Origin of the sequence: Mycobacterium scrofulaceum, from assembly GCF_002086735.1 — a bacterium.
In the GTDB taxonomy this organism is placed as follows: domain Bacteria; phylum Actinomycetota; class Actinomycetes; order Mycobacteriales; family Mycobacteriaceae; genus Mycobacterium; species Mycobacterium scrofulaceum.
The window spans coordinates 16,921-40,541 of record NZ_MVIJ01000040.1; the positions used below are offsets into that span (position 1 = coordinate 16,921).

General features: G+C 70.3%; 23 protein-coding genes. 9 read left to right on the forward strand and 14 right to left on the reverse strand.

From position 1 onward, the window contains the following. Positions 1-101: 101 nt before the first annotated feature. Positions 102-836 (reverse strand): lysoplasmalogenase, encoded by a 735-nt coding sequence (locus BST44_RS21685; RefSeq protein WP_083179152.1) that lies wholly within the window; start codon positions 834-836, stop codon positions 102-104. Between BST44_RS21685 and lipI the strand changes: the two genes are divergently transcribed. From lipI to BST44_RS21700, 3 genes are read left to right on the forward strand one after another with little or no spacing between them, the layout of a single operon-like run. Then, complete coding sequence (gene lipI / locus BST44_RS21690; RefSeq protein ID WP_083179153.1) at positions 835-1,809, forward strand: esterase LipI; 975 nt, start codon at positions 835-837, stop codon at positions 1,807-1,809. The two genes, BST44_RS21685 and lipI, sit on opposite strands and share 2 nt — an antisense overlap. 22 nt (positions 1,810-1,831) lie before the next feature. Further along, entirely contained in the window at positions 1,832-2,797 is a 966-nt protein-coding gene (locus BST44_RS21695; protein WP_083179187.1) for an alpha/beta hydrolase, read from the forward strand. A 9-nt stretch (positions 2,798-2,806) separates the two neighbouring features. After that, positions 2,807-4,291: a flavin-containing monooxygenase gene (locus BST44_RS21700; protein ID WP_083179154.1), complete on the forward strand. Its 1,485-nt coding sequence runs from the start codon at positions 2,807-2,809 to the stop codon at positions 4,289-4,291. A gap of 78 nt (positions 4,292-4,369) precedes the next feature. On the opposite strand, the gene metK is transcribed toward BST44_RS21700, so the two are convergent. The 5 genes from metK to mihF all read right to left on the reverse strand — a co-directional run bounded on the left by metK (position 4,370) and on the right by mihF (position 8,388). Next, positions 4,370-5,581, reverse strand: coding sequence for a methionine adenosyltransferase (gene metK / locus BST44_RS21705; RefSeq protein ID WP_083179155.1), 1,212 nt, complete (start codon positions 5,579-5,581; stop codon positions 4,370-4,372). Between the two features lie 97 nt (positions 5,582-5,678). After that, entirely contained in the window at positions 5,679-6,932 is a 1,254-nt protein-coding gene (coaBC, locus tag BST44_RS21710) for a bifunctional phosphopantothenoylcysteine decarboxylase/phosphopantothenate--cysteine ligase CoaBC (RefSeq protein WP_083179156.1), read from the reverse strand. Positions 6,933-6,953: 21 nt separating this feature from the next. Continuing rightward, positions 6,954-7,280, reverse strand: coding sequence for a DNA-directed RNA polymerase subunit omega (gene rpoZ, locus BST44_RS21715; protein WP_055403752.1), 327 nt, complete (start codon positions 7,278-7,280; stop codon positions 6,954-6,956). A gap of 75 nt (positions 7,281-7,355) precedes the next feature. Then, positions 7,356-8,024 carry a guanylate kinase gene (gene gmk / locus BST44_RS21720; protein WP_142274629.1) on the reverse strand — a complete coding sequence of 223 codons (669 nt, stop codon included), beginning with the start codon at positions 8,022-8,024 and terminating at the stop codon, positions 7,356-7,358. Between the two features lie 49 nt (positions 8,025-8,073). Continuing rightward, positions 8,074-8,388: an integration host factor, actinobacterial type gene (mihF, locus tag BST44_RS21725; RefSeq protein WP_007171927.1), complete on the reverse strand. Its 315-nt coding sequence runs from the start codon at positions 8,386-8,388 to the stop codon at positions 8,074-8,076. 464 nt (positions 8,389-8,852) lie between these two features. Between mihF and BST44_RS21730 the strand changes: the two genes are divergently transcribed. Beyond that, positions 8,853-9,275: a TOBE domain-containing protein gene (locus tag BST44_RS21730; protein ID WP_083179158.1), complete on the forward strand. Its 423-nt coding sequence runs from the start codon at positions 8,853-8,855 to the stop codon at positions 9,273-9,275. A 131-nt stretch (positions 9,276-9,406) separates the two neighbouring features. On the opposite strand, the gene pyrF is transcribed toward BST44_RS21730, so the two are convergent. From pyrF to pyrR, 7 genes are all read right to left on the reverse strand, one after another. Next, complete coding sequence (pyrF, locus tag BST44_RS21735) at positions 9,407-10,234, reverse strand: orotidine-5'-phosphate decarboxylase (RefSeq protein ID WP_083179159.1); 828 nt, start codon at positions 10,232-10,234, stop codon at positions 9,407-9,409. Further along, positions 10,231-13,584: a carbamoyl-phosphate synthase large subunit gene (carB, locus tag BST44_RS21740; RefSeq protein ID WP_083179160.1), complete on the reverse strand. Its 3,354-nt coding sequence runs from the start codon at positions 13,582-13,584 to the stop codon at positions 10,231-10,233. The genes pyrF and carB overlap by 4 nt, the downstream gene beginning before the upstream one ends. An 82-nt stretch (positions 13,585-13,666) precedes the next feature. After that, positions 13,667-14,797 carry a glutamine-hydrolyzing carbamoyl-phosphate synthase small subunit gene (gene carA / locus BST44_RS21745; protein WP_083179161.1) on the reverse strand — a complete coding sequence of 377 codons (1,131 nt, stop codon included), beginning with the start codon at positions 14,795-14,797 and terminating at the stop codon, positions 13,667-13,669. Beyond that, the gene (locus BST44_RS21750) at positions 14,794-15,294 is read right to left on the reverse strand and encodes a PH-like domain-containing protein (RefSeq protein ID WP_083179162.1); all 501 of its coding nucleotides are present in this window, start codon (positions 15,292-15,294) and stop codon (positions 14,794-14,796) included. Before BST44_RS21750 ends, carA begins: the two co-directional genes overlap by 4 nt. Continuing rightward, on the reverse strand, positions 15,291-16,595 hold the full coding sequence (locus BST44_RS21755; protein ID WP_083179163.1) for a dihydroorotase: 1,305 nt from the start codon (positions 16,593-16,595) through the stop codon (positions 15,291-15,293). Before BST44_RS21755 ends, BST44_RS21750 begins: the two co-directional genes overlap by 4 nt. Continuing rightward, positions 16,592-17,551, reverse strand: a complete 960-nt coding sequence (locus BST44_RS21760) for an aspartate carbamoyltransferase catalytic subunit (RefSeq protein ID WP_083179164.1) — start codon at positions 17,549-17,551, stop codon at positions 16,592-16,594. Before BST44_RS21760 ends, BST44_RS21755 begins: the two co-directional genes overlap by 4 nt. Beyond that, positions 17,548-18,120 (reverse strand): bifunctional pyr operon transcriptional regulator/uracil phosphoribosyltransferase PyrR, encoded by a 573-nt coding sequence (gene pyrR, locus BST44_RS21765; RefSeq protein WP_083179165.1) that lies wholly within the window; start codon positions 18,118-18,120, stop codon positions 17,548-17,550. The genes BST44_RS21760 and pyrR overlap by 4 nt, the downstream gene beginning before the upstream one ends. A 212-nt stretch (positions 18,121-18,332) precedes the next feature. Here pyrR and BST44_RS21770 point away from each other — a divergent pair, with 212 nt between their 5' ends. From BST44_RS21770 to BST44_RS21785, 4 genes are read left to right on the forward strand one after another with little or no spacing between them, the layout of a single operon-like run. Beyond that, entirely contained in the window at positions 18,333-18,965 is a 633-nt protein-coding gene (locus tag BST44_RS21770) for a class I SAM-dependent methyltransferase (RefSeq protein WP_142274631.1), read from the forward strand. A 48-nt stretch (positions 18,966-19,013) separates the two neighbouring features. Next, positions 19,014-19,364: an STAS domain-containing protein gene (locus tag BST44_RS21775; RefSeq protein WP_083179167.1), complete on the forward strand. Its 351-nt coding sequence runs from the start codon at positions 19,014-19,016 to the stop codon at positions 19,362-19,364. A gap of 43 nt (positions 19,365-19,407) precedes the next feature. Further along, positions 19,408-20,613, forward strand: coding sequence for a serine hydrolase domain-containing protein (locus BST44_RS21780; RefSeq protein ID WP_083179188.1), 1,206 nt, complete (start codon positions 19,408-19,410; stop codon positions 20,611-20,613). Between the two features lies 1 nt (position 20,614). Next, positions 20,615-21,154 carry a GNAT family N-acetyltransferase gene (locus tag BST44_RS21785; RefSeq protein WP_083179168.1) on the forward strand — a complete coding sequence of 180 codons (540 nt, stop codon included), beginning with the start codon at positions 20,615-20,617 and terminating at the stop codon, positions 21,152-21,154. Between the two features lie 121 nt (positions 21,155-21,275). Here BST44_RS21785 and BST44_RS21790 read toward each other — a convergent pair whose 3' ends face one another. Then, a complete protein-coding gene (locus BST44_RS21790; protein WP_142274630.1) occupies positions 21,276-22,544 on the reverse strand; it encodes an MFS transporter in 1,269 nt (422 codons plus the stop codon). Between the two features lie 298 nt (positions 22,545-22,842). Here BST44_RS21790 and BST44_RS21795 point away from each other — a divergent pair, with 298 nt between their 5' ends. Next, the gene (locus BST44_RS21795) at positions 22,843-23,619 is read left to right on the forward strand and encodes a COG4705 family protein (RefSeq protein ID WP_083179169.1); all 777 of its coding nucleotides are present in this window, start codon (positions 22,843-22,845) and stop codon (positions 23,617-23,619) included. Positions 23,620-23,621: the final 2 nt, after the last annotated feature.

Consider the following 23,621-nt stretch of genomic DNA (forward strand, 5'->3'; position numbering starts at 1 on the left):
GTTCGACCTGAACGGGCGTGCGCGCGTCGGCGGTCACATCAACCTCTGGACCCGTAATGGGTTGCTGCTCAACGTCTTTACGTCCGCTTTCGACCGACGGTTCAGCTTTCGGCCGGGCCCGGGGCGCCGGCGTCGACCGATGCCTCACGGCCGAAGAAGAACCCGGCCGTCATCAGGATCAGGGCCGCCGCGTAGGACCACCAGATCGGCACCGCCAGCGCCTCGTTGCCCAGGATGAAGCGGCCGATGGCGATCAGCGAATCGGACGCCGCGAAACACACCGCCCCCACCGCCGTCCAGATCGTCGGCAGCTGCGCCACCAGCGCGGCGCACACCATCGCGGTCAGCACCAGGATGTAGGCCGTCACCGGCAGCGTCAGCTTGCCCAGGTGCGGCCAGAACCACGCCAGCAGCCCGACGGTGGCCAGGCACATGGCCACCACGGCGGCGATCCGCAGCTTCGAGGGGCGCCTCGGGGCCAGCGGCACCAGTGCGCCCAGGAAACACAAGTGCGCCAACAGGAACGCGGCCAGGCCCACCACGAAAGACTGCGTCCACCACGGGATCGCCAGCGCCCAGTCCCCGACGGCCGACAGCAGCAGCGCCGGCATCAGCCATCGCCGCTCGCGGACGACGGCGTGGCCGGCCGCGGCGGCGGTCAGCAGCAACGCCATCGACGCCTTGAACAGCGGCTGCAGCACCCAGTGCCCGGTCAGCTCGGTCCCCGGCGGCGAGCCCAACGCCAGCACGGTCAGGTAGACGCCGTAGCCCAGGGCCGCCCAGCCGGCGACCACCCAGCCGCCGAACACCAGCCGAGGTGCGTACGGTACGTCCATGCCCAGCTTGGACAACACAGCCGACGAAAAGCCCGCTATCGACCCCATCCTGCAGAAGGTACTGGATGCGGTTCCCTTCCGGCTATCCACCGAGGACGGCGTCGACGCGGCGCGGCAGCGCTTCCGCGACCTGCCCCGCCGGCCGCTGCATCCCGAGCTGCGCGTCGAGGACCGGGCCATTCCCGGTCCGGACGGGCCGATCGCTGTCCGGATCTATTGGCCCCCAATCGATTCCGGTACCAGCACCGGGAGCAGCGCGCCGCCCGTCGTGCTGTATTTCCACGGCGGCGGCTTCGTCGTGGGTGACCTCGACAGCTACGACGGCACCGCGCGCCAGCACGCGGCGGGCGCCGACGCCATCGTGATCTCCGTCGACTACCGGCTGGCGCCGGAGCACCCCTACCCCGCCGCCGTCGAAGACGCTTGGGCGGCAACGCTTTGGGCAGCGGGGCACGCCGCCGAGTTGGGCGGTGACCCGAACCGCCTCGGCGTGGCCGGGGATTCGGCCGGCGGCACGATCAGCGCCGTGCTGGCGCAGCGGGCGCGCGACGACGGTGCGCCGCCGATCGCGTTCCAGCTGTTGTGGTATCCCTCGACGATGTGGGACGCATCGCTGCCGTCGTTCACCGAAAACGCCCACGCGCCGATCCTCGACGTCAGGGCCGTCGCCGAGTTCTCCCGTTGGTACGCGGGCGAAGTCGACTTGTCCGCGCCGCCGCCGGGGATGGCGCCGGGGCGCGCGCAGGACGTGTCCGGCCTGCCGCCGGCCTACATCGCCGTCGCGGGCTACGACCCGCTGCGCGACGACGGAATCCGGTACGGCGAACGGCTGGCCGACGCCGGCGTGGCCGTCGAGGTGCACAACGCCGAAACCCTGGTGCACGGCTACCTGGGTTACGCCGGCGCGGTGCCCGCGGCCACCGCGGCGATGCAGCGTGGGCTGACGGCCCTGCGATCGGGCCTGCGTGGGTGAACCCGGAGCGTACGGTGAATCCATGACGGAGCCCACCTTCGCCCGACCGGGCATCGACCCGACGTTCAAGGCGCTGCTCGACGCCTTCCCCATGACCTTCAGCGCGGCCGACGGCGTGGAGGTCGCGCGCAAGCGGCTGCGGCTGCTCCAGGTGCCCCCGGAAATGCTGCCGGACCTGCGGATCGAGGACCGCACGATCGGTCACGGGGAACTCACCGACATCCCCGTGCGCATCTACTGGCCGCCCCTGGAACCGGAGGAGGCGTTGCCCGTCGTCGTCTTCTACCACGGCGGCGGGTTCTGCCTCGGCGGACTGGACACCCACGACCCGCTGGCCCGCGCGCACGCCGTCGGCGCCGAGGCCATCGTGGTGTCCGTCGACTACCGGCTCGCCCCGGAGCACCCGTTCCCGGCGGGGGTCGAGGACGCCTGGGCGGCGTTGCAGTGGGTGGCCGCCAACGCCGCGGAGCTCGGCGGTGACCCGGGCCGGATCGCCGTCGCCGGCGACTCGGCCGGCGGGAACCTGGCCGCCGTGATGGCGCATTTGGCCAGCGCGAACGCCGGTCCCGACCTCAGCTTCCAGCTGCTGTGGTACCCGGTCGTCACCGCGGACCTGTCGATGCCGTCGTTCACCGAGAACGCCAACGCCCCCATCCTGGACCGCGACGTGATCGACGCCTTCCTGTCCTGGTATCTGCCCGACGTCGACATCAGCGACCCCGGGACGCTGCCCGTCACCCTCGCCCCGGCGAACGCGACAAACCTGTCCGGGCTGCCGCCCGCCTACATCGGGACCGCCGAACACGATCCGCTGCGCGACGACGGGGCCCGTTACGCCGAGCTCCTGGCCGCCGCCGGTGTGCCCGCGGAATTGAGCAACGAGCCCGACCTGGTGCACGGCTACGCCAGCTTCGCCCTGGTGATTCCCGCGGCCGGTGCCGCCACCGACCGCGGGCTGGCCGCGCTGAAGAAGGCCCTGCACCCCTAGGCGGCACCGATGAGTCAGACCCCCGACTACCACACGCTGATCGTCGGTGCCGGCTTCTCCGGCATCGGCGCCGCCATCAAGCTGGACGCCGCCGGCCTGCCCGACTATCTGGTCGTCGAGGCCGGCGACGGGGTCGGCGGGACCTGGCACTGGAACACCTATCCCGGCATCGCCGTGGACATCCCGTCGTTCTCCTACCAGTTCTCCTTCGAGCAGAGCCCGGACTGGTCGCGCACGTACGCGCGGGGGCGTGAACTCAAGGCGTACGCCGAACGCTGCGTCGACAAATACGGCATCCGATCGCGAATCCGGTTGAACACCAAGGTGTTATCCGCCGAGTTCGACGACGAGCAGTCCCTGTGGCGGGTGCAGGTCGACCCCGGCGGCACGGTGACCGCCCGGTTCCTGATCAGCGCCTGCGGCGTGCTGACCGTGCCCAAGCTGCCCGACATCGACGGCGTGGACACCTTCGGCGGCGTCACCATGCACACCGCGCGCTGGGACCACGACCGGGACCTGACCGGTAAGCGCGTCGCGATCATCGGCACCGGCGCCTCGGCCGTTCAGGTCATCCCCGAGATCGCGCCGATCGTCAAGCAGCTCACGGTTTTTCAGCGCACGCCGATCTGGTGCTTCCCCAAGCTCGACGTCGAGTTGCCCGCGCCGGCCCGCTGGGCGATGCGCATCCCCGCCGTCTTGGTCCTGCAGCGGCTACTGAGCCAGGCGTTCGTCGAAATCACCTTCCCCATCTCGGCGCACTACTTCACCGTGCTGCCGCTGGCCAAACGGATGGAGTCGGCGGGGCGGGCCTATCTGCGCAAGCAGGTGCACGACCCGGCGGTGCGTGACCAGCTCACGCCGCGCTACGCGGTCGGCTGCAAACGCCCCGGTTTCCACAACGAGTACCTGGCCACGTTCAACCGCGACAACGTGCGACTGGTCACCGACCCGATCGACAAGATCACGCAAACGGCGGTGGCCACCACCGACGGCGAAAGCCACGAGATCGACGTGCTCATCCTGGCCACTGGATTCAAGGTGATGGACCCCGACGACGTCCCGACGTTCGCGGTCACCGGCAGCGGCGGCAAGTCGTTGAGCCGGTTCTGGGACGAACACCGGCTGCAGGCCTATGAGGGTGTCAGCGTGCCCGACTTCCCCAACCTGTTCACCGTGTTCGGCCCGTACGGCTACGTCGGCTCTTCGTATTTCGCGCTCATCGAGACGCAGACCCACCACATCGTGCGGTGCCTGAAACGGGCCCGGCGGGAGGGCGCGACGCGCGTCGAGGTCACCGAGGAGGCCAACGGCCGGTACTTCGCCGAGATGCTGCGCCGGCGGCACCGGCAGATCTTCTGGCAGGACAGCTGCCGGCTGGCCAACAGCTATTACTTCGACAAGAACGGCGACGTGCCGCTGCGCCCCACCACCACCGTGGAGGCCTACTGGCGCAGCCGGCGGTTCGACCTCGACGACTACCGGTTCACCGGCTGACGCCGGTGCCGCGAGCAGACGCAAAATCGCCTTTTAGCTTAGTGATTCATGCGATTTTGCGTCTGCTCGCCGAGGAACCTAGACGGCGCGCTTGAGGTCGTCGACCTTGTTGAGCTGCTCCCACGGCAGTTCGACGTCGGTGCGGCCGAAGTGGCCGTAGGCGGCGGTCTGCGCGTAGATCGGGCGCAGCAGGTCCAGGTCGCGGATGATGGCGCCGGGCCGCAGGTCGAACACCTCCGGGACGATCTTCTCGATCTTGACCGGGTCGACCGTGGCGGTGCCGAAGGTCTCCACGAAGAGGCCGACCGGGGCGGCTTTACCGATGGCGTAGGCCACCTGCACCTCGACCCGCTCCGCCAGCCCGGCGGCCACGATGTTCTTCGCCACCCAGCGCATCGCGTACGCCGCCGAGCGGTCCACCTTGGACGGGTCCTTGCCGGAGAAGGCGCCGCCGCCATGACGCGCCCAGCCCCCGTAGGTGTCGACGATGATCTTGCGCCCGGTCAGCCCGGCGTCGCCCATCGGGCCACCGACGACGAATTTGCCGGTCGGGTTGAACAGCAACCGCGTCGACGAGGTGTCCAGCGTGTCGTGCGCGAGGTCGTCGAGCACGGTGTTGACCACCTTCTCGCGAAGGTCGGGGGTCAGCGTCCGCTCCAGGTCGACGTCGGCCGCGTGCTGGGTGGAGATCACCACGGTGTCGAGCCGGACCGGGACGTTGTCCTCGTATTCGATGGTGACCTGCGTCTTGCCGTCCGGCCGCAGATACGGCAGCACGCCGTTCTTGCGGACCTCGGTCAGCCGCCGGGACAGGCGGTGGGCCAGCGCGATCGGCAGCGGCATCAGCTCGGGGGTGTCGGCGATCGCGTAGCCGAACATCAGGCCCTGGTCGCCGGCGCCCTGCGAGTCCAGCGGGTCCGCCGCGCCCTCGACGCGCGTCTCGTGGGCGGTGTCGACGCCCTGGGCGATGTCGGGCGACTGGGCGCCGATGCCGATGTTCACGCCGCACGACGCCCCGTCGAAGCCCTTGTCCGACGAGTCGTAGCCGATCTCGAGGATGCGCGCCCGGACGGTGTTGGTGATGTCGGCGAACGCTTCCTTCGCCGTCGTCGTCACCTCGCCGACGACGTGCACCTGACCGGTGGTGACCAGCGTCTCCACCGCGACACGTGAGCGGGGGTCCTGCGCCAGCAGGGCGTCGAGGACCGAGTCGCTGATCGCGTCACAGATCTTGTCGGGATGTCCCTCAGTCACCGACTCACTGGTAAACAGGCGACCCTTTTCGCTCACAGTCTCAATCCTTCCAAATAATTAGTTAACCGAATCATATCGGCTGGCATCGGGCCGGCCGGCCCCTGGCCTCGCGCCGCAGGAAAACCGAACCGTATTACCCGCCGCCGTGCAGGAACGTGGCGACCGCATCCACGATACGACTGGCCATCAACGTCTTGGAGCCGTGCTGCAGCGCGGACTCGGTGCCGTCGGACGCCAGCAGCCACCCGTCGTTGCTGTCCACCTCGAACGCCCGGCCGTCCCCCACCGCGTTGACCACCAACAGGTCGCAGCCCTTGCGGCGCAGCTTGGCGCGGGCGTGAAACAGCACATCGCCGTCGGCATCGCCGGTTTCGGCGGCGAACCCGACGATGGCCCGCATATTGGGCAGCTCGCCGTTGGCGCGCGCCCGCACCGCGCCGGCCAGCACGTCGTCGTTGCGCACCAGCTCGATCGTCGGCGGTCCCTCGTCGCCCTTCTTGATCTTGGCGGCGGAAACCTGCGCCGGGCGGAAGTCGGCGACGGCCGCCGCCATCACCAGCACGTCCGCCGCCGGGGCGTGCTTGGCGACCGCGTCTGCGAGCTGCTGCGCGGAGCTGACCTGGACCACCTCGACGCCGGCCGGGTCGATCAGCCCGGCGGTGTGTCCGGCGATCAGCGTGACCTCGGCGCCGCGCTGGGCGGCGACGCGGGCCACCGCATAACCCTGCTTGCCCGAGCTGCGGTTGCCGATGAAGCGCACCGGATCGATCGGCTCCCGGGTGCCGCCGGCGGTCACCAGCACCTTGCAGCCGGCGAGGTCGTAGGGCAGCGCGTCGTGGCGTTCCAGCAGCAGCTGGGCCAGCGTGGTGATCTCCTCCGCCTCGGGCAGCCGGCCCGACCCGCTGTCGGTGCCGGTGAGCCGGCCGAACGCCGGTTCCAGCACCACCGCCCCGCGGCGCCGCAGCGTGGCCACGTTGTCGACGGTGGCCGGGTGTAGCCACATCTCGGTGTGCATCGCCGGCGCGAACAGCACCGGGCACCGTGCCGTGAGCAGCGTGGCGGTCAGCAGGTCGTCGGCGCGGCCGTGCACCGCGCGGGCCAGCAGGTCCGCGGTGGCCGGCGCCACCACCACCAGGTCGGCCTTCTGGCCGAGCTGGACGTGCGGCACCTCGGGGACGTTGTCGAAGACCCCGGTGTGCACCGGCTGGCCGGAGAGCGCCTCGAACGTGGCGGCGCCGACGAACCGCAGCGCGGACTCGGTGGGGATGACGCGGACGAGATGCCCGGCCTCGGAGAGCTGGCGGACGACCGTGCACGCCTTGTAGGCGGCGATGCCACCGGAGACGCCGACTATGACCCTTTTCGCGACCCGATTACGGTCGTCCACAGCGCGCCCGGCCCTGCCCTGTTACTCGCCCTCGGTGTGCTCGAGCAGGTCGGCGTGGATCTCGCGCAGCGCGATCGACAGCGGCTTCTCCTGAAGCCCCGGCTCGACCAGCGGCCCGACGTATTCGAGGATGCCCTCGCCGAGCTGGTTGTAGTAGTCGTTGATCTGGCGGGCCCGCTTGGCGGCGTAGATCACCAGCGCGTACTTGCTCGACACGCGGTCCAGCAGCTCGTCGATGGGCGGGTTGGTGATGCCCAGCGGGGTGTCGTAGGCGCCCTGGCCCCCCGCCGAGGGGTCGAAGCGGTCGGGGACGGCGGCCAACGCCGCGTCGGACTGCGGAATAGTCACTTAGGTCAAACTCCTCAACGTGCGAAGGCGGTCAGAGCCCCGAAACGGATTGGCTACCGCTGACAATTCGAATGCTCAATCTCGATGCGATCTGCCCTGGCTGGTCTGGCCAGGCGGGTCATGCGGGCTCGGCGCAGTTCCTAGCAGCAAGGATACCAATTCGGCGCACGCAGACTCCAATTGACGGTTGACCACGACCTCGTCGAAGTCGTCCTGGGCCGCCATCTCGACGCGCGCCGTTTCGAGACGACGCTGCATGACCTCCGGCGTTTCGGTGCCGCGGCCGACGAGCCTGGCCTCCAGGTCCTGCCAACTGGGCGGAGCGAGGAACACCGTGATCGCCTCGGGCAGCGCCCTCTTGACCGCCCTCGCGCCGGCCAGGTCGACCTCGATGAGCACCGGAATCCCGGCGGCGGTGGCGGTCCGCACCGGCTCGGCCAGGGTGCCCGACCGGTGCAGGCCGCCGTGGATCTCGGCCCACTCCAGCAGCGCGCCGTCGTCGATGAGCTGCTGGAAGCGGGTGGGGGTGACGAAATGGTAGTCGACGCCGTCGACCTCGCCCGGCCGCGGCGCCCGTGTCGTGGCCGAAACGGAAAAGTGCAGGTCCGGGATCCGCTCGCGCAGACACCGGACCACTGTCGACTTGCCGACCGCGGAGGGACCGGACAGCACGACCACACGCCCCTTACCTGATGGTGCGGGACGCGTGCCGTGCTCGACGTCCGGTCCCCCGCTTGCGCTCACTGGCGCCCCTGGGCCGGTGCGCCCATAGCGCGGGTTGACCGAGGCCGGGCTAGGAGCCGAACTTTTCCAGCAGGGCCTTGCGCTGGCGGTCGCCGAGGCCGCGCAGGCGGCGGGTGGGGGCGATCTCCAGCTCAGTCATGATTTCCTGCGCCTTGACCTTGCCCACCTTGGGCAACGCCTCGAGAAGCGCAGAAACCTTCATCTTGCCCAGGACTTCGTCGGTCTCGGCGTCCTTGAGCACCTGGGTGAGGTTGGTGCCGCCGCGCTTCAGCCGGTCCTTGAGCTCTGCTCGTGCTCGACGTGCGGCAGCCGCCTTCTCCAACGCGGCCGCGCGCTGCTCGTCGGTCAACTGGGGAAGGGCCACGATTCCTCCGTATCTGATCAATCAATTTCAATCGATCTCATTTTGTCTCGCCGGTTCTTCTGCCAGCGGAGACGACCGTACTCAGGCCTCCTGACGAAATCTAACCCGACCCCCTGGTTCGGGGGGCAAAGTCCCAGCATGCGCCGGGCGTTTGGCCCTCAATTGCGGTTCGTCGCGCGTCGCGCGCGGCGGCCGCGATCGGCGTCGTCGCGGCGTGGGCGGCACCGCGTCGGGCGCCCGCATATGGCACTTGAGCTGGGGTTTTACCTCGGATTGCCGGGGCGGGCGCCGCCGCTGGGGCCGCGGCGAAGGGCGGTCCCGGCGACCCGAAACGCCTCGTGCGGGGGATCACGCATTTTCCGTCGCGTGTCGCGCGTGTCGCGCCTGCGCCGCCCGGACGGCACGGTCACGCGTCGAGCGCTGGTACGGCCCGCGGCCGATCCTCGCCGGGTTACCATTTAGCGGTGTCGAACCTGCGGATCCGTCAGGCCGCTGAGCTGCTCGGAGTCAGCGACGACACCGTCCGGCGATGGATCAACCAGGGATCGCTGACGGTCGGCCACGACGCGGCCGGCCGCAAGGTCATCGCCAGCGAGGATCTGGCGCGCTTTTCCCGGTCGAACGCGCCCGCCCCGCCGCCGGACCCGCTGAGTATCGGCAGCTCGGCGCGCAACCGGTTCGTCGGGCTGGTCACCAAGGTCACCAGCGACACGGTGATGACGCAGGTGGAGATGCAGTGCGGCCCGTTCACCGTCGTCTCGCTGATGAGCACCGAGGCCGCCGAGGAGCTGCAGCTGCGGCCCGGCAGCGTCGCCGTGGCCGTCGTGAAGGCCACCACCGTGATCGTGGAGACCGCCCGGCCCAGCACGTCGATGGCGTCGGACTGACCCCACGCTTTGCGGGTGCGCTGACGGCTCCGCGGGTGCGCTGACGGCGCAGAAGGGGCCGGATACGCCCTCAGCGCACACCCAATGCCAAGAGTTCACCGGCAAGGGGCTTACAGAGCGGCCGACAGGACCTACAGGGTGCCCAGATAGGCGACGGCGTCCAGCATCCGCTCGCCGGCCGCCCGCAGCTCCGGAATCCCCGGCCCGGCACGCAGCACCTCGCGGGCCACCGCGGGCAGTAGCTGCGCGGGATCCGCTCCGCCGAGCCCGGCGAGCGCCTCGGGCCGGCCGCCCTGCACGCCCAGGCCCGGCACCAGCACCGGGCCGCCCAGCGCGCTGAGGTCGGGCGCCTGGAGCACCGTCGCGCCCACCACCACGCCGACGTAGCCGGGCCCGGACGGGGTCGCCGATTTGTTCACCACGGCCGCCTGGTCGACGACCAGCTGGGCGACCGTGCGGCCGTCGAAGGCGGCGCGCTGTACGGTCGCGCCCTCGGGATTGGAGGTGGCCGCCAGCACGAACACCCCCCGGTCGTGCGCCGCCGCGGCTTCCAGCAGCGGCCGCAGCGAGCCGAACCCCAGGTAGGGCGACGCGGTCACCGCGTCGGCGGCCAGCGGCGAATCCCCCGCCCAGGCGGTGGCGTACGCCGCCATCGTGGTGCCGATGTCGCCGCGCTTGGCGTCGGCCAACACCAGCACGCCCGCCGCGCGCAGGGCAGCGATGGTGCGTTCCAGCACCGCGAACCCGGCCGCGCCGTAGGGCTCGAAGAACGCGACCTGGGGCTTGACGACGGCGAAACCGGAGAAGGCCTCGGTGCAGATGTCGCAGAAGGCGGCCAGCCCGTCGACGGTGGTCGGCAGATCCCAGGCGCGCAGCAGCTCCGGATGCGGGTCGATGCCCACGCAGAGCGGGCCGCGCTGCGCCTTGGCCTCGGCCAGCCGCAGGCCGAACCTCGTCACCGTGCGCCCTTGTCCGGGGCGATGAGGCTGTGCAGCTCTTGCAGCGACCGGACGCCGATGTCGCCGCGGATGCCCGCCTCGATGCCCTGGATGGCGGCGGACGCGCCCTGCACCGTGGTGACGCAGGGGATGTTGACCGACACCGCCGCCGAGCGGATCTCGTAGCCGTCGATGCGCGGGCCGGAGTTGCCGTATGGCGTGTTGATCACCATGTCCACCTCACCGGCCTTGATCGCGTCGACGGCCGACATCGCGGGGCGGCCGGGCTGCGGGTCCTCGAAGTGCTTGCGCACCTCGTCACACGGAATCCCGTTGCGGCGCAACATCTCCGCGGTGCCCTCGGTGGCCAGGACGCGGAAGCCGAGGTCGGCCAGGCGCTTGACCGGGAACACCAGGGATCGCTTGTCGCGGTTGGCGACCGAGACGAAGATGGTGCCCTCGGCGGGCAGCGAGCCGTAGGCCGCGGTCTGGCTCTTGGCGAAGGCGCTGCCGAAGTCCCGGTCGATCCCCATCACTTCGCCGGTCGATTTCATCTCGGGGCCCAGCAGCGAATCGATGGCGGCCCCGTCGGTCCGGCGGAAGCGGTGGAACGGCAGCACGGCCTCCTTGACCGCGATCGGGGCCTGCGGCGGTGCGTGGGCGCCGTCCCCGGAGGACGCCAGCAGGCCCTCGGCGCGGAGCTGGGGAATGGTGGCACCCAGCATGATCCGGGCGCACGCCTTGGCCAGCGGGATCGCGGTGGCCTTGGAGACGAAGGGAACGGTGCGGCTCGCGCGCGGGTTGGCTTCCAGGACGTAGAGCACGTCGTCCTTGAGGGCGTACTGCACGTTGAGCAGCCCGATCACCCCGATGCCGTGGGCGATGGCCTCCGTCGCGCGGCGCACTTTCTCGATGTCGCTACGGCCCAACGTGACGGGCGGCAGCGCGCAGGCCGAGTCGCCGGAGTGGATGCCGGCCTCCTCGATGTGCTCCATGATGCCGCCGATGTAGACCTCCGCGCCGTCGCACAGCGCGTCGACGTCGATCTCCACCGCGTCCTCGAGGAATCGGTCGACCAGGACCGGGTGTTCGGGCGAGAGCGCGGTGGCGCGGGTGATGTAGCCCTCCAGCGTCTGCTCGTCGTAGACGATCTCCATGCCGCGGCCGCCCAGCACGTACGACGGCCGCACCAGCACCGGATAGCCGATCTCCTCGGCGATCCGGCGGGCCTGCGCGAAAGTCGTTGCCATGCCGTATTTCGGCGCCGGCAATCCGGCGCCGGCCAGCACGTCGCCGAACGCGCCGCGGTCCTCGGCCAGGTCGATCGCCTCCGGCGGGGTGCCCACGATCGGGACCCCGGCGTCGGCGAGGCGCTGCGCCAGCCCGAGCGGGGTCTGGCCGCCCAGCTGCACGATGACCCCGACCACGCCGGGGCCGTCGCCGGCCGACTGCTGTTCGGCGCGGAACACCTCGAGGACGTCCTCGAACGTCAGCGGCTCGAAGTACAGCCGGTCGGCGGTGTCGTAGTCGGTGGACACCGTCTCCGGGTTGCAGTTGACCATCACGGTCTCGAAACCGGCCTGCGACAACGTGGTTGCCGCGTGCACGCAGCTGTAGTCGAATTCGATGCCCTGGCCGATGCGGTTGGGGCCGGACCCGAGGATCAGCACCTTGGGCCGCTCGGCCTGCGGGGCCACCTCCGACTCGGCCGCCGGGTCGAGCTCGTAGCTGCTGTAGTGATACGGCGTCTTGGCCTCGAACTCCGCCGCGCAAGTGTCCACGGTCTTGTACACCGGGTGGATGCCGAGGCGCTCGCGCAGTGAGCGCACCCCGTCCTCGCCCGCCAACTCCGGCCGCAGCGCGGCGATCTGGCGGTCCGACAGCCCGCTGTGCTTGGCCCGCCGCAGCAGGTCGGTGTCGAGCACCGGCGCGTCGACCAGCTCGGCGCGCAGCTTGCCCAGCTCGCCGATCTGGGCCAAGAACCACGGGTCGACGCCGCTGGCCCCGGCGACCTGCTCGACCGAGGCGCCCAGCCGCAGCGCCAGCTCGATGTCGTAGAGCCGACCCTCGGTCGGGGTTTGCAGCCGAGTCAGGACCTCGTCGATGTCGCCGTCATCGTCGGGCTTGGTCCAGAAACCCGCCCGGGTGGTCTCCAGCGACCGCATCACCTTGCCGAGCGCCTCGATGAAGTTGCGGCCCAACGACATCGCCTCGCCGACGGACTTCATCGTGGTGGTCAGGGTGGGGTCGGCCCCCGGGAACTTCTCGAATGCGAACCGCGGCGCCTTGACGACCACGTAGTCGAGGGTGGGTTCGAAGCAGGCCGGCGTTTCCTTGGTGATGTCGTTGACGATCTCGTCGAGGCTGTAGCCGATGGCCAGCTTGGCGGCGATCTTGGCGATCGGGAAGCCGGTGGCCTTGGAGGCCAGCGCGCTGGACCGGGACACCCGGGGGTTCATCTCGATGACGATCAGCCGGCCGTCGACAGGGTTGACCGCGAACTGGATGTTGCAGCCGCCGGTGTCCACCCCGACCTCGCGCAGGATCGCGATGCCCAGGTCGCGCATCCGCTGGTATTCCCGGTCGGTGAGCGTCATGGCGGGCGCGACGGTGACCGAGTCACCGGTGTGCACGCCCATCGGATCGAAGTTCTCGATCGAGCACACCACGACCACGTTGTCGTGGCCGTCGCGCATCAGCTCGAGCTCGAATTCCTTCCAGCCGTAGATCGATTCCTCGATCAGCACGTTAGCGCTGGGGCTCTCGGCCAGGCCGGCGCCGGCCATCCGGTCGACCTCCTCGACGGATCGCGCCATGCCCGAACCCAGCCCGCCCATGGTGAAGCTGGGCCGCACCACGACGGGCAGCCCGAGTTCGGAGACCGTCTCGCGTACCTCGTCCATGGTGAAACACACGCGGCTGCGGGCGGATTCGCCGCCGACCTTGGCGACGATGTCCTTGAACATCTGCCGGTCCTCGCCGCGCTGGATGGCGTCGATGTCCGCGCCGATGAGCTCGACACCATGGCGCTCCAGCGCCCCGTTCTCGTGCAGCGCGACCGCGGTGTTGAGCGCGGTCTGTCCGCCCAGCGTGGCGAGCAGGGCGTCGATCTTGTTGCCGCGCTCGGCCTGTTGGGCGATCACCCGCTCGACGAACGCGGGGGTGATGGGCTCGACGTAGGTGTGGTCGGCGTACTCCGGATCGGTCATGATGGTGGCCGGGTTGGAGTTGATCAGGCTGACCTGGAGCCCCTCGGCCCGCAACACCCGGCAGGCCTGGGTGCCGGAGTAGTCGAATTCGGCCGCCTGGCCGATGACGATCGGCCCCGAGCCGATCACCAGCACGTGACGCAAGTCGGTGCGACGCGGCACTAGCACCCTCCTTCTTTGACGCGAGCGACCGCGTTTGTACACCGTTTACGGCGTGTCGCCGGACAGACACGGTCACTCGCGGTCATTGGTGGCCCGCCATCAGGTCGATGAATTGGTCGAACAGGTATTCCGCGTCGTGTGGGCCGGCGGCGGCCTCGGGGTGGTACTGCACCGAGAACGCCCGCCCGTCAGCGAGTTTGACGCCTTCGACCACCCCGTCGTTGGCGCATGTGTGGCTGACGACGGCCGGGCCGAACGGCGTGTCGAAGGACTGGCCCGCCTCGCCCTCCAGCGCGAAGCCGTGGTTCTGCGCGGTGACCGCCACCCGGCCGGTGGCGTGGTCCATGACCGGGATGTTGATGCCGCGGTGGCCGAACACCATCTTGTAGGTGGACAGGCCCAGCGCCCGGCCCAGGATCTGGTTGCCGAAACAGATGCCGAACAGCGGGATCCCGGCGCCCAGCACCTCGCGGGTGAGCGCGACGACGTCGTCGGCGGTGGCGGGATCGCCCGGGCCGTTGGACAGGAAAACGCCGTCGGGTGCGATGTCGGCGATCTGCTCGAAGCTCGTCGACGACGGCAGCACGTGGCTGCGGACCCCGCGGCGCGCGAAGTTGCGCGGGGTGTTGGTCTTGATGCCCAGGTCCAGCGCGACCACGGTGAACCTCGAAGACCCCGGTGGGCCCTCGGGTTCCACGATGTAGCGCTCCGGGGTGCTGACCTCGCCGGCGAGATCGGCGCCCAGCATGGACTCCTGCCCCCGCACCCGCTCCACCAGCTCGGCCGGGTCGGCGAGCGCCGCACCGGAAAACACCCCGGCCTTCATCGATCCGCGGGTGCGCAGGTGGCGCACCACCGCCCGGGTGTCGATGCCGGCGATCCCGACGACGTGCTGGCGCACCAGCTCGTCCTCCAGGGTGCCGGTGGCGCGCCAATTCGACGCGCGCGGTGAGGGATCGCGCACGGCGTAGCCGGCGACCCAGATCTTGTCGCCGCGGCTCTCGGCGTCCTCGTCGTTCCAGCCGGTGTTGCCGATCTGCGGGGCGGTGGCCACCACGATCTGGCGGTGATAGCTGGGATCGGTCAGCGTCTCCTGGTAGCCGGACATGCCGGTGGAAAACACGGCCTCGCCGAGCGTCTGGCCGACCTTGCCGAACGCCGTTCCGGTGAAGACTCGCCCGTCCTCGAGTACCAGTAGGGCCTTATTCGTCACGCTGCTTCCTCTTCCAGCCACTCGGCGTACTCGTCGCGATGGTTGGCCCGAAAGCCGGTGTCGATCTCGACGCCCGACGGCAGCCGCCACCGGATCGCCAGGATCCCGATCCGGGCCACCGCCCTGCCCCCCATGCTGCGCTCCATGCGGATGTCGGTGATCGAGTCTTTGGGGATCCAAATCGGCTGAGCCCGTTGGCGTTCCACCAGAATCCCGCCGGAGTAGCGGGTCAGCGCCGCCTTGCTGCGGAAACCCAGGTCACCGGCCGCGATCCGCTCGTTCCAGTCCGGGGCCATCATGGAACCGCAGTAGTGGCCGCGGGTGGTGGCGATCACCGCGCCCACCTGGTCGGGCACCTCGGGCAGGTCGCCGATCAGTTCCGTCTGCCGCCGCGAGCGACGCTGCCAGCTGCGCATCATCAGCTGGATGACCACCGCGATGATTACCACCAGCACGGCCGCGAAGATGAGCGACCCCACCAGCGTCCCCGAATTCATGCCGGACACTTCCCGTCTCGAGCGGTGACCTTGCCGCGCAGCAGGGTCGCGGTCACGGTGGCGGGCAGCTCCATCGACTCGAACGGCGTGTTGGCCGACCGGCTGGCCAGACCGGAACCGGCGACGGTCCAGGTGGCGTCGGGGTCGACCACCGTCAGGTTTGCCGGCTCCCCCACCTCCAGCGGGCGGCCCTGATCGGGCAGCCCGACGATGCTCGCCGGGTTCTCGCTCATCACCCGGGCGACGTCGCGCCAGGTCAGCAGCCCGGGCCGGACCATCGTCTGCACCACCACCGACAGCGCGGTCTGCAGGCCGAGCATGCCGGGCCGCGCCGCGGCGAACTCCACGCACTTCTCGTGCTCGGCGTGCGGGGCGTGGTCGGTGGCCACACAGTCGATGACGCCGTCGGCCAAGGCTTGGCGCAGCGCCGCCGCGTCGCCGGATTCGCGCAGCGGCGGGTTGACGCGATTGCGCCCGTCGTAGCTGGCCAGCCTGCTGTCGTCGAGCAGCAGGTGATGCGGGGTGACCTCCGCGGTGATCGAAATCCCTTGCCCCTTAGCCCATTTAAGCAACTCGACGGTGCCCGCGGTGGACGCGTGGCAGATGTGGACGCGGGCGCCGGCGTCGCGGGCCAGCAGCGCGTCGCGGGCGACGATCGACTCCTCGGCGGCCCGCGGCCAGCCCGAGAGTCCCAGCCGGGCCGCGGTGGGTCCCTCGTGCGCGACGGCGCCGACGGTCAGCCGGGGTTCCTCGGCGTGCTGGGCGATGAGCACCCCCAGGCCGGTGGCGTACTCGAGGGCGCGGCGCATCACCAGCGGGTCGTGCACGCAGATGCCGTCGTCGGAGAACATCCGAACCTGCGCGGCACCGGCCGCCATCATGCCCATCTCGGTGAGCTCGGCGCCGGCCAGTCCGACGGTGACGGCGCCGACGGGGTGCACGTCGACCAGGCCGATCTGCTGGCCGCGGTGCCAGACGTGGTCGGTGACCACCGGGCTGTCGGCGACCGGATTCGTGTTGGCCATCGCGAACACCGCGGTGTATCCGCCCAAAGCCGCTGCGGCCGAACCGGTTTCGATATCCTCGGCGTATTCGCGCCCGGGCTCGCGCAGGTGGGTGTGCAGGTCGACCAACCCGGGTAGCAACACGTGATCCGTGGCGTCGATGACGTCGGCGTCTTCGGGGATCGCGAGCCCGGCCCCGATCTCGGCGATCTGGCCTTCAAAACCGGGACCGCCGACCAGCACGTCGACCCGGTCACCCTCGCCGTACAACCGCACCCCGCGGATCAGGACGCTCATGCCGCCCCCTCAGTTCCGGCCGACTCGGCGCCGATCAGCACATGGAACAGCACCGCCATCCGCACGTGCACACCGTTGGAAACCTGTTGCAGCACCGCCGATTGCGACGAGTCGGCCACCGACGACGCGATCTCCATGCCGCGCAGCATCGGACCCGGGTGCAGCACCACCGCGTGGCCGGGCAGCATCGCCTGGCGGCGATCCGAAAGCCCGTAGCGGGAGGAGTATTCGCGCACCGACGGGAAGAAGCCGCCGTTCATCCGCTCGGCCTGCACGCGCAGCATCAGCACCGCGTCGGCGGCGGGCAGCTCGGCGTCGAAGTCGCCGGACACGGTGACCGGCCAGCCGTCGACCCCGACCGGCAGTAGCGTCGGCGGGGCGACCAGCACCACCTCGGCGCCCAGGGTGTTCAGCAGCATGACGTTGGAGCGGGCGACCCGGCTGTGCAGGATGTCGCCGACGATCACGATGCGCCTGCCTTCGATGCCGCCGAGGCGCTGGCGGATGGTCAGCGCGTCGAGCAGCGCCTGCGTCGGGTGCTCGTGGGTGCCGTCGCCGGCGTTGATCACCGAGGGGCCGGCGTGGTCGTCGGCGCATGTCCAGTCGGCGAGCAGGTGGGCCGCCCCGGACGCCGGATGGCGGATGATGAGCGCGTCGGCGCCGGCCGCCCGCAGCGTCAGGGCGGTGTCGCGCAGCGACTCACCCTTGCCAACCGACGACCCGGCCGCGCTGACGTTGATCACGTCGGCGCTCATCCACTTGCCGGCCACCTCGAACGACACCCGGGTGCGGGTGGAGTTCTCGTAGAACATGGTGATCACCGTGCGCCCACGCAGGGTCGGCAGCTTCTTGATCTCACGGCCCACCAACGCCTCGGCGAACCGGTCCGCGTCGTCGAGGATCGCGGTGGCCTCGTCGCGGCCGAGGTCCCCGGCGGCCAGCAGGTGACGCGTCATCGCGAGATCACCACCCCGTCGCGGCCATCCTGCTCGCTCAGCAGCACGTGCACGCTCTCGCCGCGGGAGGTGGGCACGTTCTTGCCGACGTAGTCGGCGCGCAGCGGCAATTCGCGGTGGCCGCGGTCGACCAGCACCGCCAGCTGCACCGCCCGCGGGCGGCCGACGTCGCGCAGCGCGTCGAGCGCGGAGCGCACGGAGCGCCCGGAGTAGAGCACGTCGTCGACGAGGATCACCAACGCGTCGTCGATGCCGCCGGCCGGGATCGAGGTGGCCTCCAGCGGCCGCGGCGGCTTTTGCATCAGGTCGTCGCGGTAGAGCGTGATGTCGAGCCCGCCGCGGCCGACCTCCACGCCGCTGAACTCGGCGATGTGGGTGGCCAGCCGCTCGGCCAGGGTCACGCCCCGGGTCGGGATGCCCAACAGCACCACCCGGGGCGCGTCGGGACCGTCCAGCGCGGTCTTTTCGATGATCTGATGCGCGATGCGGGAAATGGTGCGGCCGACGTCGGCCGCCGACATCAGTTCCCGGGACTCGCGGCCCGAGCCGCTCTCGTCCACAGCACCCATGCGAGACTTGACCTCCTTCTCCGCCTCGCCGGACGGATCGTTAAAGGATGTCGACTGCCCGGCAGCGTAGCATCCCTTCAGCCTGCGGCGGCGGGAGGCACGAGGCGGCGCCACCCTCGATCGCCCGCCCCGCCGCAACTACCCCGCCACAGCCGCCCCACCCGCCTCGCCGCGCTACCCTGGCGGAAATGACCGGCTCGGGATTCTCGGGATTGCAGCGGATGGATTTCGACGCGCTCTACCGCGGCGAGAGCCCCGGCGAGGGGATCCCGCCGATGGCCACTCCGCCGTGGGATACCAAGGCACCCAAGGACAGTGTCGTCGCGTGGCATGGCGGCGGCTGGGTCCACGGCGACGTCTTAGACATCGGCTGCGGGCTCGGCGACAACGCGATCTACCTGGCGCGAAACGGGTTCCGGGTCACCGGGCTGGACATCTCGCCCACCGCGCTGGTCACCGCCCAGCGGCGGGCGCACGAGGCCGGGGCGGACGTCACGTTCGCGGTGGCCGACTCCACCAAACTGGAGGGCTTCACCGACGCGTTCGACACGGTGATCGACAGCGGCATGTTCCACTGCCTGGACGACGACGGCAAGCGCAGCTACGCCGCCGCCGTGCGCCGGGCGTGCAGGCCCGGCGCCACGCTGTTGATCAGCTGCTTCTCCGACACCAACGGCCCCGACGAGCGGTGGCCCCGGCCGTCGGTCTCGGAGCAGACGCTGCGCGACGTGCTCGGCGGCGCGGGCTGGGACATCGAATCGCTGGAGCCCGCCACGATGCGCCGCGAGGTGGACGGCTCGCAGGTCGAGATGGCGTTCTGGTACGTGCGGGCGCGGCGCCACTGAACCGGCCCGGGTGGTCGGGCGTTGCGGAGAAGACAGTACGTTCGAATCGTGAGCGAGGAGTTCTTCGTCACCCGCCGCGATGCCGGTGACGCGGTGGTGTTGCAGGTCAACGGTGTGGTGGACATCATCACCGCGCCCTCGCTCGCCACGCACATCGACGTTGCCCTGTCCGGCACGCCCGCGGTGCTCGTCATCGACCTCACCGAGGTGGATTTCCTGTCCTCCGCCGGCATCACCGTGCTGGTCGAGGTGCATCGCCTGACCGAGAACAGCCCGACCTCGCTGCGGGTGGCGGCCGACGGCTCGGCCACCAGCAGGCCGCTGCGCATCGTGGGCCTCGACGAGTTCATCGACCTCTATCCCACCGTCTCGGAGGCGCTGGACGGGCGACAGTCCTAGTGTGACGATCGCGCGCACCGGGCCCGACGCTAACCTCAATCGGGTGAATCTCGACGTCAATGGCGCCTCCATCCGCGAAGTGTGCGACGCGGGCCTGCTCGCCGGTGCGCTGACCATGGTCTGGCAGCGCGGAGAAGTGTTGCAGGTCAACGAAATCGGTCACCGCGACGTGGACGCCGCCCTGCCGATGCAGCGCGACACGCTGTTCCGGATCGCCTCGATGACCAAGCCGGTCACCGTCGCGGCGGTGATGAGCCTGGTCGACGAGGGCAAGCTCACGCTGAAAGACCCGGTGGTGCGCTGGGCGCCGGAGCTGGCCGACCTGCGGGTGCTCGACGACCCGCACGGCCCGCTGGACCGGACGCACCCGGTGCGGCGCGCGATCCTGATCGAGGACCTGCTCACCCACACCAGCGGCCTGGCCTACGGCTTCTCGGTGTCCGGGCCGATCGCGAAGGCGTACATACGGCTGCCGTTCAACCAGGGCCCGGACGCCTGGCTGGCCGAGCTGGCCAAACTGCCTCTCGTGCATCAACCCGGCGACCGGCTCACCTACAGCCACTCCATCGACCTGCTGGGCGTCATCGCGGCACGCATCGAGGGCAAGCCGTTCCACGAGGTGCTCGACGAACGGGTGCTGGGCCCGGTGGGCATGCCCGACACCGGGTTCTTCGTGTCCCTCGAGGCGCGCCGCCGTGCCGCGACGATGTACCGCCTCGACGGGGACGGCCAACTGCACCACGACGTGATGGGCCCGCCGCACATCACGCCGCCCTCCTTCCCCAACGCGGGCGGTGGCCTGTTGTCGACCGCCGACGACTACCTGCGGTTCGTGCGGATGCTGCTCGGCGACGGGACGATCGACGGGGTGCGGGTGTTGTCGCCCGAGTCCGCCCGCCTGATGCGCACCGACCGGCTGACCGACGAACAGAAGCGGCACCACTTCCTCGGGGCGCCGTACTGGGTGGGCCGCGGCTTCGGCCTGAACCTGTCGGTGGTGACCGACCCGGCCAGGAGCGCGCCGCTGTTCGGGCCGGGCGGGCTGGGGACGTTCAGCTGGCCGGGCGCCTACGGGACGTGGTGGCAGGCCGACCCGGGCGCCGAGCTGATCCTGATCTACCTGGTGCAGAACATGCCCGACATGTCCGCGGACGTGGCGGCGGCGGTGGCCGGCAACACCTCGCTGGCGAAACTCCAATCCGCGCAACCGAAATTCGTCCGCCGCACCTATCAAGCGCTCGGCCTCTGACGTGGCCGACTACCCACCCGACCGCATCACCGGGCCGCGGCTGGTGCTGCGCCGGCCCGTGCTCGACGACGCCGGCGCGCTGTTCCAGCGGGTGGCCCGGGACCCCGAGGTCACCCGGTATCTGATGTGGGCGCCGCATCCGGACGTGGCGGCGACCCGGCGGGTGATCACCGAGAAGCTCAACGCCACGCCCGACGAGCGGACGTGGGTGATCGAGCTGCGGCACAGCGGTGAGGTGATCGGGCTGGCCAGTTGCCGGCGCCCGGTGCCGCACTCGGTCGAAATCGGCTATTGCCTGGGCCGGCGGTGGTGGGGCAAGGGCTTGATGGCCGAGGTTCTCGACATGCTGCTGGACGCGCTCGACAGCGACCGCGGGGTGTATCGGGTGTGGGCCACCTGCAACGTCGACAACGTGCGCTCGGCGCGGCTGCTGGAGCGCGCCGGTTTCGTGCTGGAGGGCCGGCTGGCCCGCCACGCGGTCTACCCCAACCTGGGCATCGAGCCGCAGGACAGCCTGCTGTACGCGAGGATCCTGCGCTGAGCGGCGCCGCTTCCCGCGTGCATCCAGGGTGGGGTTTCCCGGCGTGTCGCCGCCCCGTGCGCACGCTCGAAACCGTGAGCGCACGGGCGATCGCGGGTTATCCGACGCCCTAAACAACGCCTCAGCGTGATCGCGGAGCGCCGACCACCTCGCGGCCACGGCCCGATCCCGGCGATGCCGCGCTTCCCGATGGTCTCGCTCCGCCCGAGTCGGCGGGCACCAGCGGGACGGCCGCCAGCGGGAACAACGCGCACAGCGCCCAGGCCGGCGGGTATCCGGCGGCCACGATCAGCGCGCCGAACAGCGGCGGCCCTGCGGCGGCCATCACCCGCTGGGTGGTGTTCTGCACCCCCAGGGCGCGCCCGCTCCAGAATTGCCCGGCGAATTCGGTGATGGCGGTGGCCTCGAGCCCGTTGTCCAGCACCGCGATCACCGCGACGGCGGCCATCAGCAACACGTCGTAGCCCGACCCGCCGTTGTCGGTGAGGGCGAGCAGGAAGAGGGCTGCCGCGCCGGCGGCGGCGATGACGCGGACCGGTCGCATGCGCGATCCGACGCGATCGGACCAACGTCCGACCACGATTCGTCCCACCGCGCCCAGCAGCTGGCAGACCATGACCAGCCCGCCCGCGCCGGCCACCGACCAGCCGCGGCGATCGATCAGCCACACCAGCATGAACGTCACCGTCACCGTCTGCGGCACCATCAGCAGCGAGCTGACGGCGTGGATCCGCGGCAGTACGGACGAGCCGCGATACGGGCTGGCCAGCTCCGCGTCGGTGGCGACCTTGCGTGATTTCCGCGGCGGGTCGACGATCCCCAGCGCGCTCGCGACCGCCGCCATCGTGCACATCAGCGCGAGGAACATCAGCCCCGAACGCGGGCCCCGCTCGGACAGCTCGGGGATCACCATCGCGCCCAGGGCGATGCCCAACGGCTGCGCGGTCTGGCGGATGCCCATCGCCAGGCCCCGCTGGTGCGACGGGAACCACGCGGACACCAGCCGGCCGCCGGCGGTGTTGCAGCTGGCGGCGGCCATCCCGCCGAGGAACAGGAACGCGCCCATGGCCAGCATCGAATGCGCCGACGCCGCGGCGTAGGCCGCCGCCGCGGTGAGCGCCGATCCGGCCGTCAGCACGATCCGCTCACCGACGCGGTCCAGCACCCAGCCCCAGAGCACCAGCGTCGCCACCATGCCCCAACTCGGCATGGACGACAACAGGCCCGCTTCGGCCAACGGAATGCCGCGGCGCGCCTGCAGCGACGGGATCAGGAACGCGACGCCGTTGATGAACAGGAACGACGTCGCGGTCACGGCCAGGGAGACGACCATGAGCGACCAGCGCGCGCCCGTGCCGAGTTCGTCGGCACTCTTCGCCTCGAGGGACATCACCCCATGGTGGCACGACATGCGCCCGACGCTGGGCCGCGCGACGCCAACGGCGCGCCGTAACTCATTGAACCTTAAGCTTTTTGATCACGAACCCGCGGCGGCCGCCCCTGCGCCGACGGCGTGCGTCTCACGTTATCCGTTGTGGGACTGGGTGTTTCGTGGACTCGGCGCACGACGGACTCGCACAGGTTCAACACAGGAAACTCTCATGCGCGGACTCAGCGTTTTCTCAGCGCGGCTACCCTAGAAATACCCCAAGGACGAGACCGGAGATGACACCGGAAGATGACTGTGGATGAATGACGTTTCGCGGCAGGCGCTGACCAAGGTGCCCGCGGTCACCCTGGGCTTCTGGGTCGTCAAGATTCTGGCGACCACGTTGGGCGAGACGGGCGGGGACACCGTCACGATGACCCTGAACTGGGGCTACGCAGCGGGGGTCGCGCTGTTCGGTGTCGCGTTGGTGGTGCTGGTCGTCGCTCAGATCCTCGCCGAGCGCTTCCAAGCCGCCCTGTACTGGGCGACGATCGTGGCCTCCACCACGTTCGGCACGACGTTGGCCGACTTCGCCGACCGATCGCTCGGGATCGGCTACACCGGCGGATCGCTGGTGCTGCTGGGTTGCCTGCTGGCCACGTTGGGCCTGTGGCGATGGTCGGAGGGCACCGTGTCGGTGACCACCGTCTCGACGCCGAAAGTGGAGGCGTTCTATTGGGCGACAATCACTTTCTCGCAGACCCTGGGCACCGCGCTCGGTGACTGGCTCGCCGACACCCGCGACTTCGGTTACGAGCGCGGTGCGTTGGTGTTCGCCGCGGGCCTGGCCGTGGTCGTCGCGCTCTACTACTGGACCGCCGTATCCCGCGTCGCGTTGTTCTGGGTCGCGTTCATCTTGACCCGGCCGTTGGGCGCGACGGTCGGCGACTTCATCGACAAGCCGGTCGCCGACGGCGGCCTGGCGCTGAGCCGCCCGCTGGCGTCGGCGGTGATCGCGGCGATCATGGTGGCCTTGGTTGTCGTCTTGCCGCAGCGCCCGGGGCGCCACCCCGGCGCCGTCCCCGAAGAGGCGTGACG

Bases quoted from the DNA above. Each gene is read 5' to 3' on its own strand.
- lipI (WP_083179153.1), top strand. From the start codon at position 835: ATGCCCAGCTTGGACAACACAGCCGACGAAAAGCCCGCTATCGACCCC.
- BST44_RS21685 (WP_083179152.1), bottom strand. From the start codon at position 836: ATGGACGTACCGTACGCACCTCGGCTGGTGTTCGGCGGCTGGGTGGTC.
- BST44_RS21695 (WP_083179187.1), top strand. From the start codon at position 1,832: ATGACGGAGCCCACCTTCGCCCGACCGGGCATCGACCCGACGTTCAAG.
- BST44_RS21700 (WP_083179154.1), top strand. From the start codon at position 2,807: ATGAGTCAGACCCCCGACTACCACACGCTGATCGTCGGTGCCGGCTTC.
- BST44_RS21750 (WP_083179162.1), bottom strand. From the start codon at position 15,294: ATGAATTCGGGGACGCTGGTGGGGTCGCTCATCTTCGCGGCCGTGCTG.
- BST44_RS21755 (WP_083179163.1), bottom strand. From the start codon at position 16,595: ATGAGCGTCCTGATCCGCGGGGTGCGGTTGTACGGCGAGGGTGACCGG.
- BST44_RS21760 (WP_083179164.1), bottom strand. From the start codon at position 17,551: ATGACGCGTCACCTGCTGGCCGCCGGGGACCTCGGCCGCGACGAGGCC.
- pyrR (WP_083179165.1), bottom strand. From the start codon at position 18,120: ATGGGTGCTGTGGACGAGAGCGGCTCGGGCCGCGAGTCCCGGGAACTG.
- BST44_RS21790 (WP_142274630.1), bottom strand. From the start codon at position 22,544: ATGTCCCTCGAGGCGAAGAGTGCCGACGAACTCGGCACGGGCGCGCGC.
- BST44_RS21795 (WP_083179169.1), top strand. From the start codon at position 22,843: ATGAATGACGTTTCGCGGCAGGCGCTGACCAAGGTGCCCGCGGTCACC.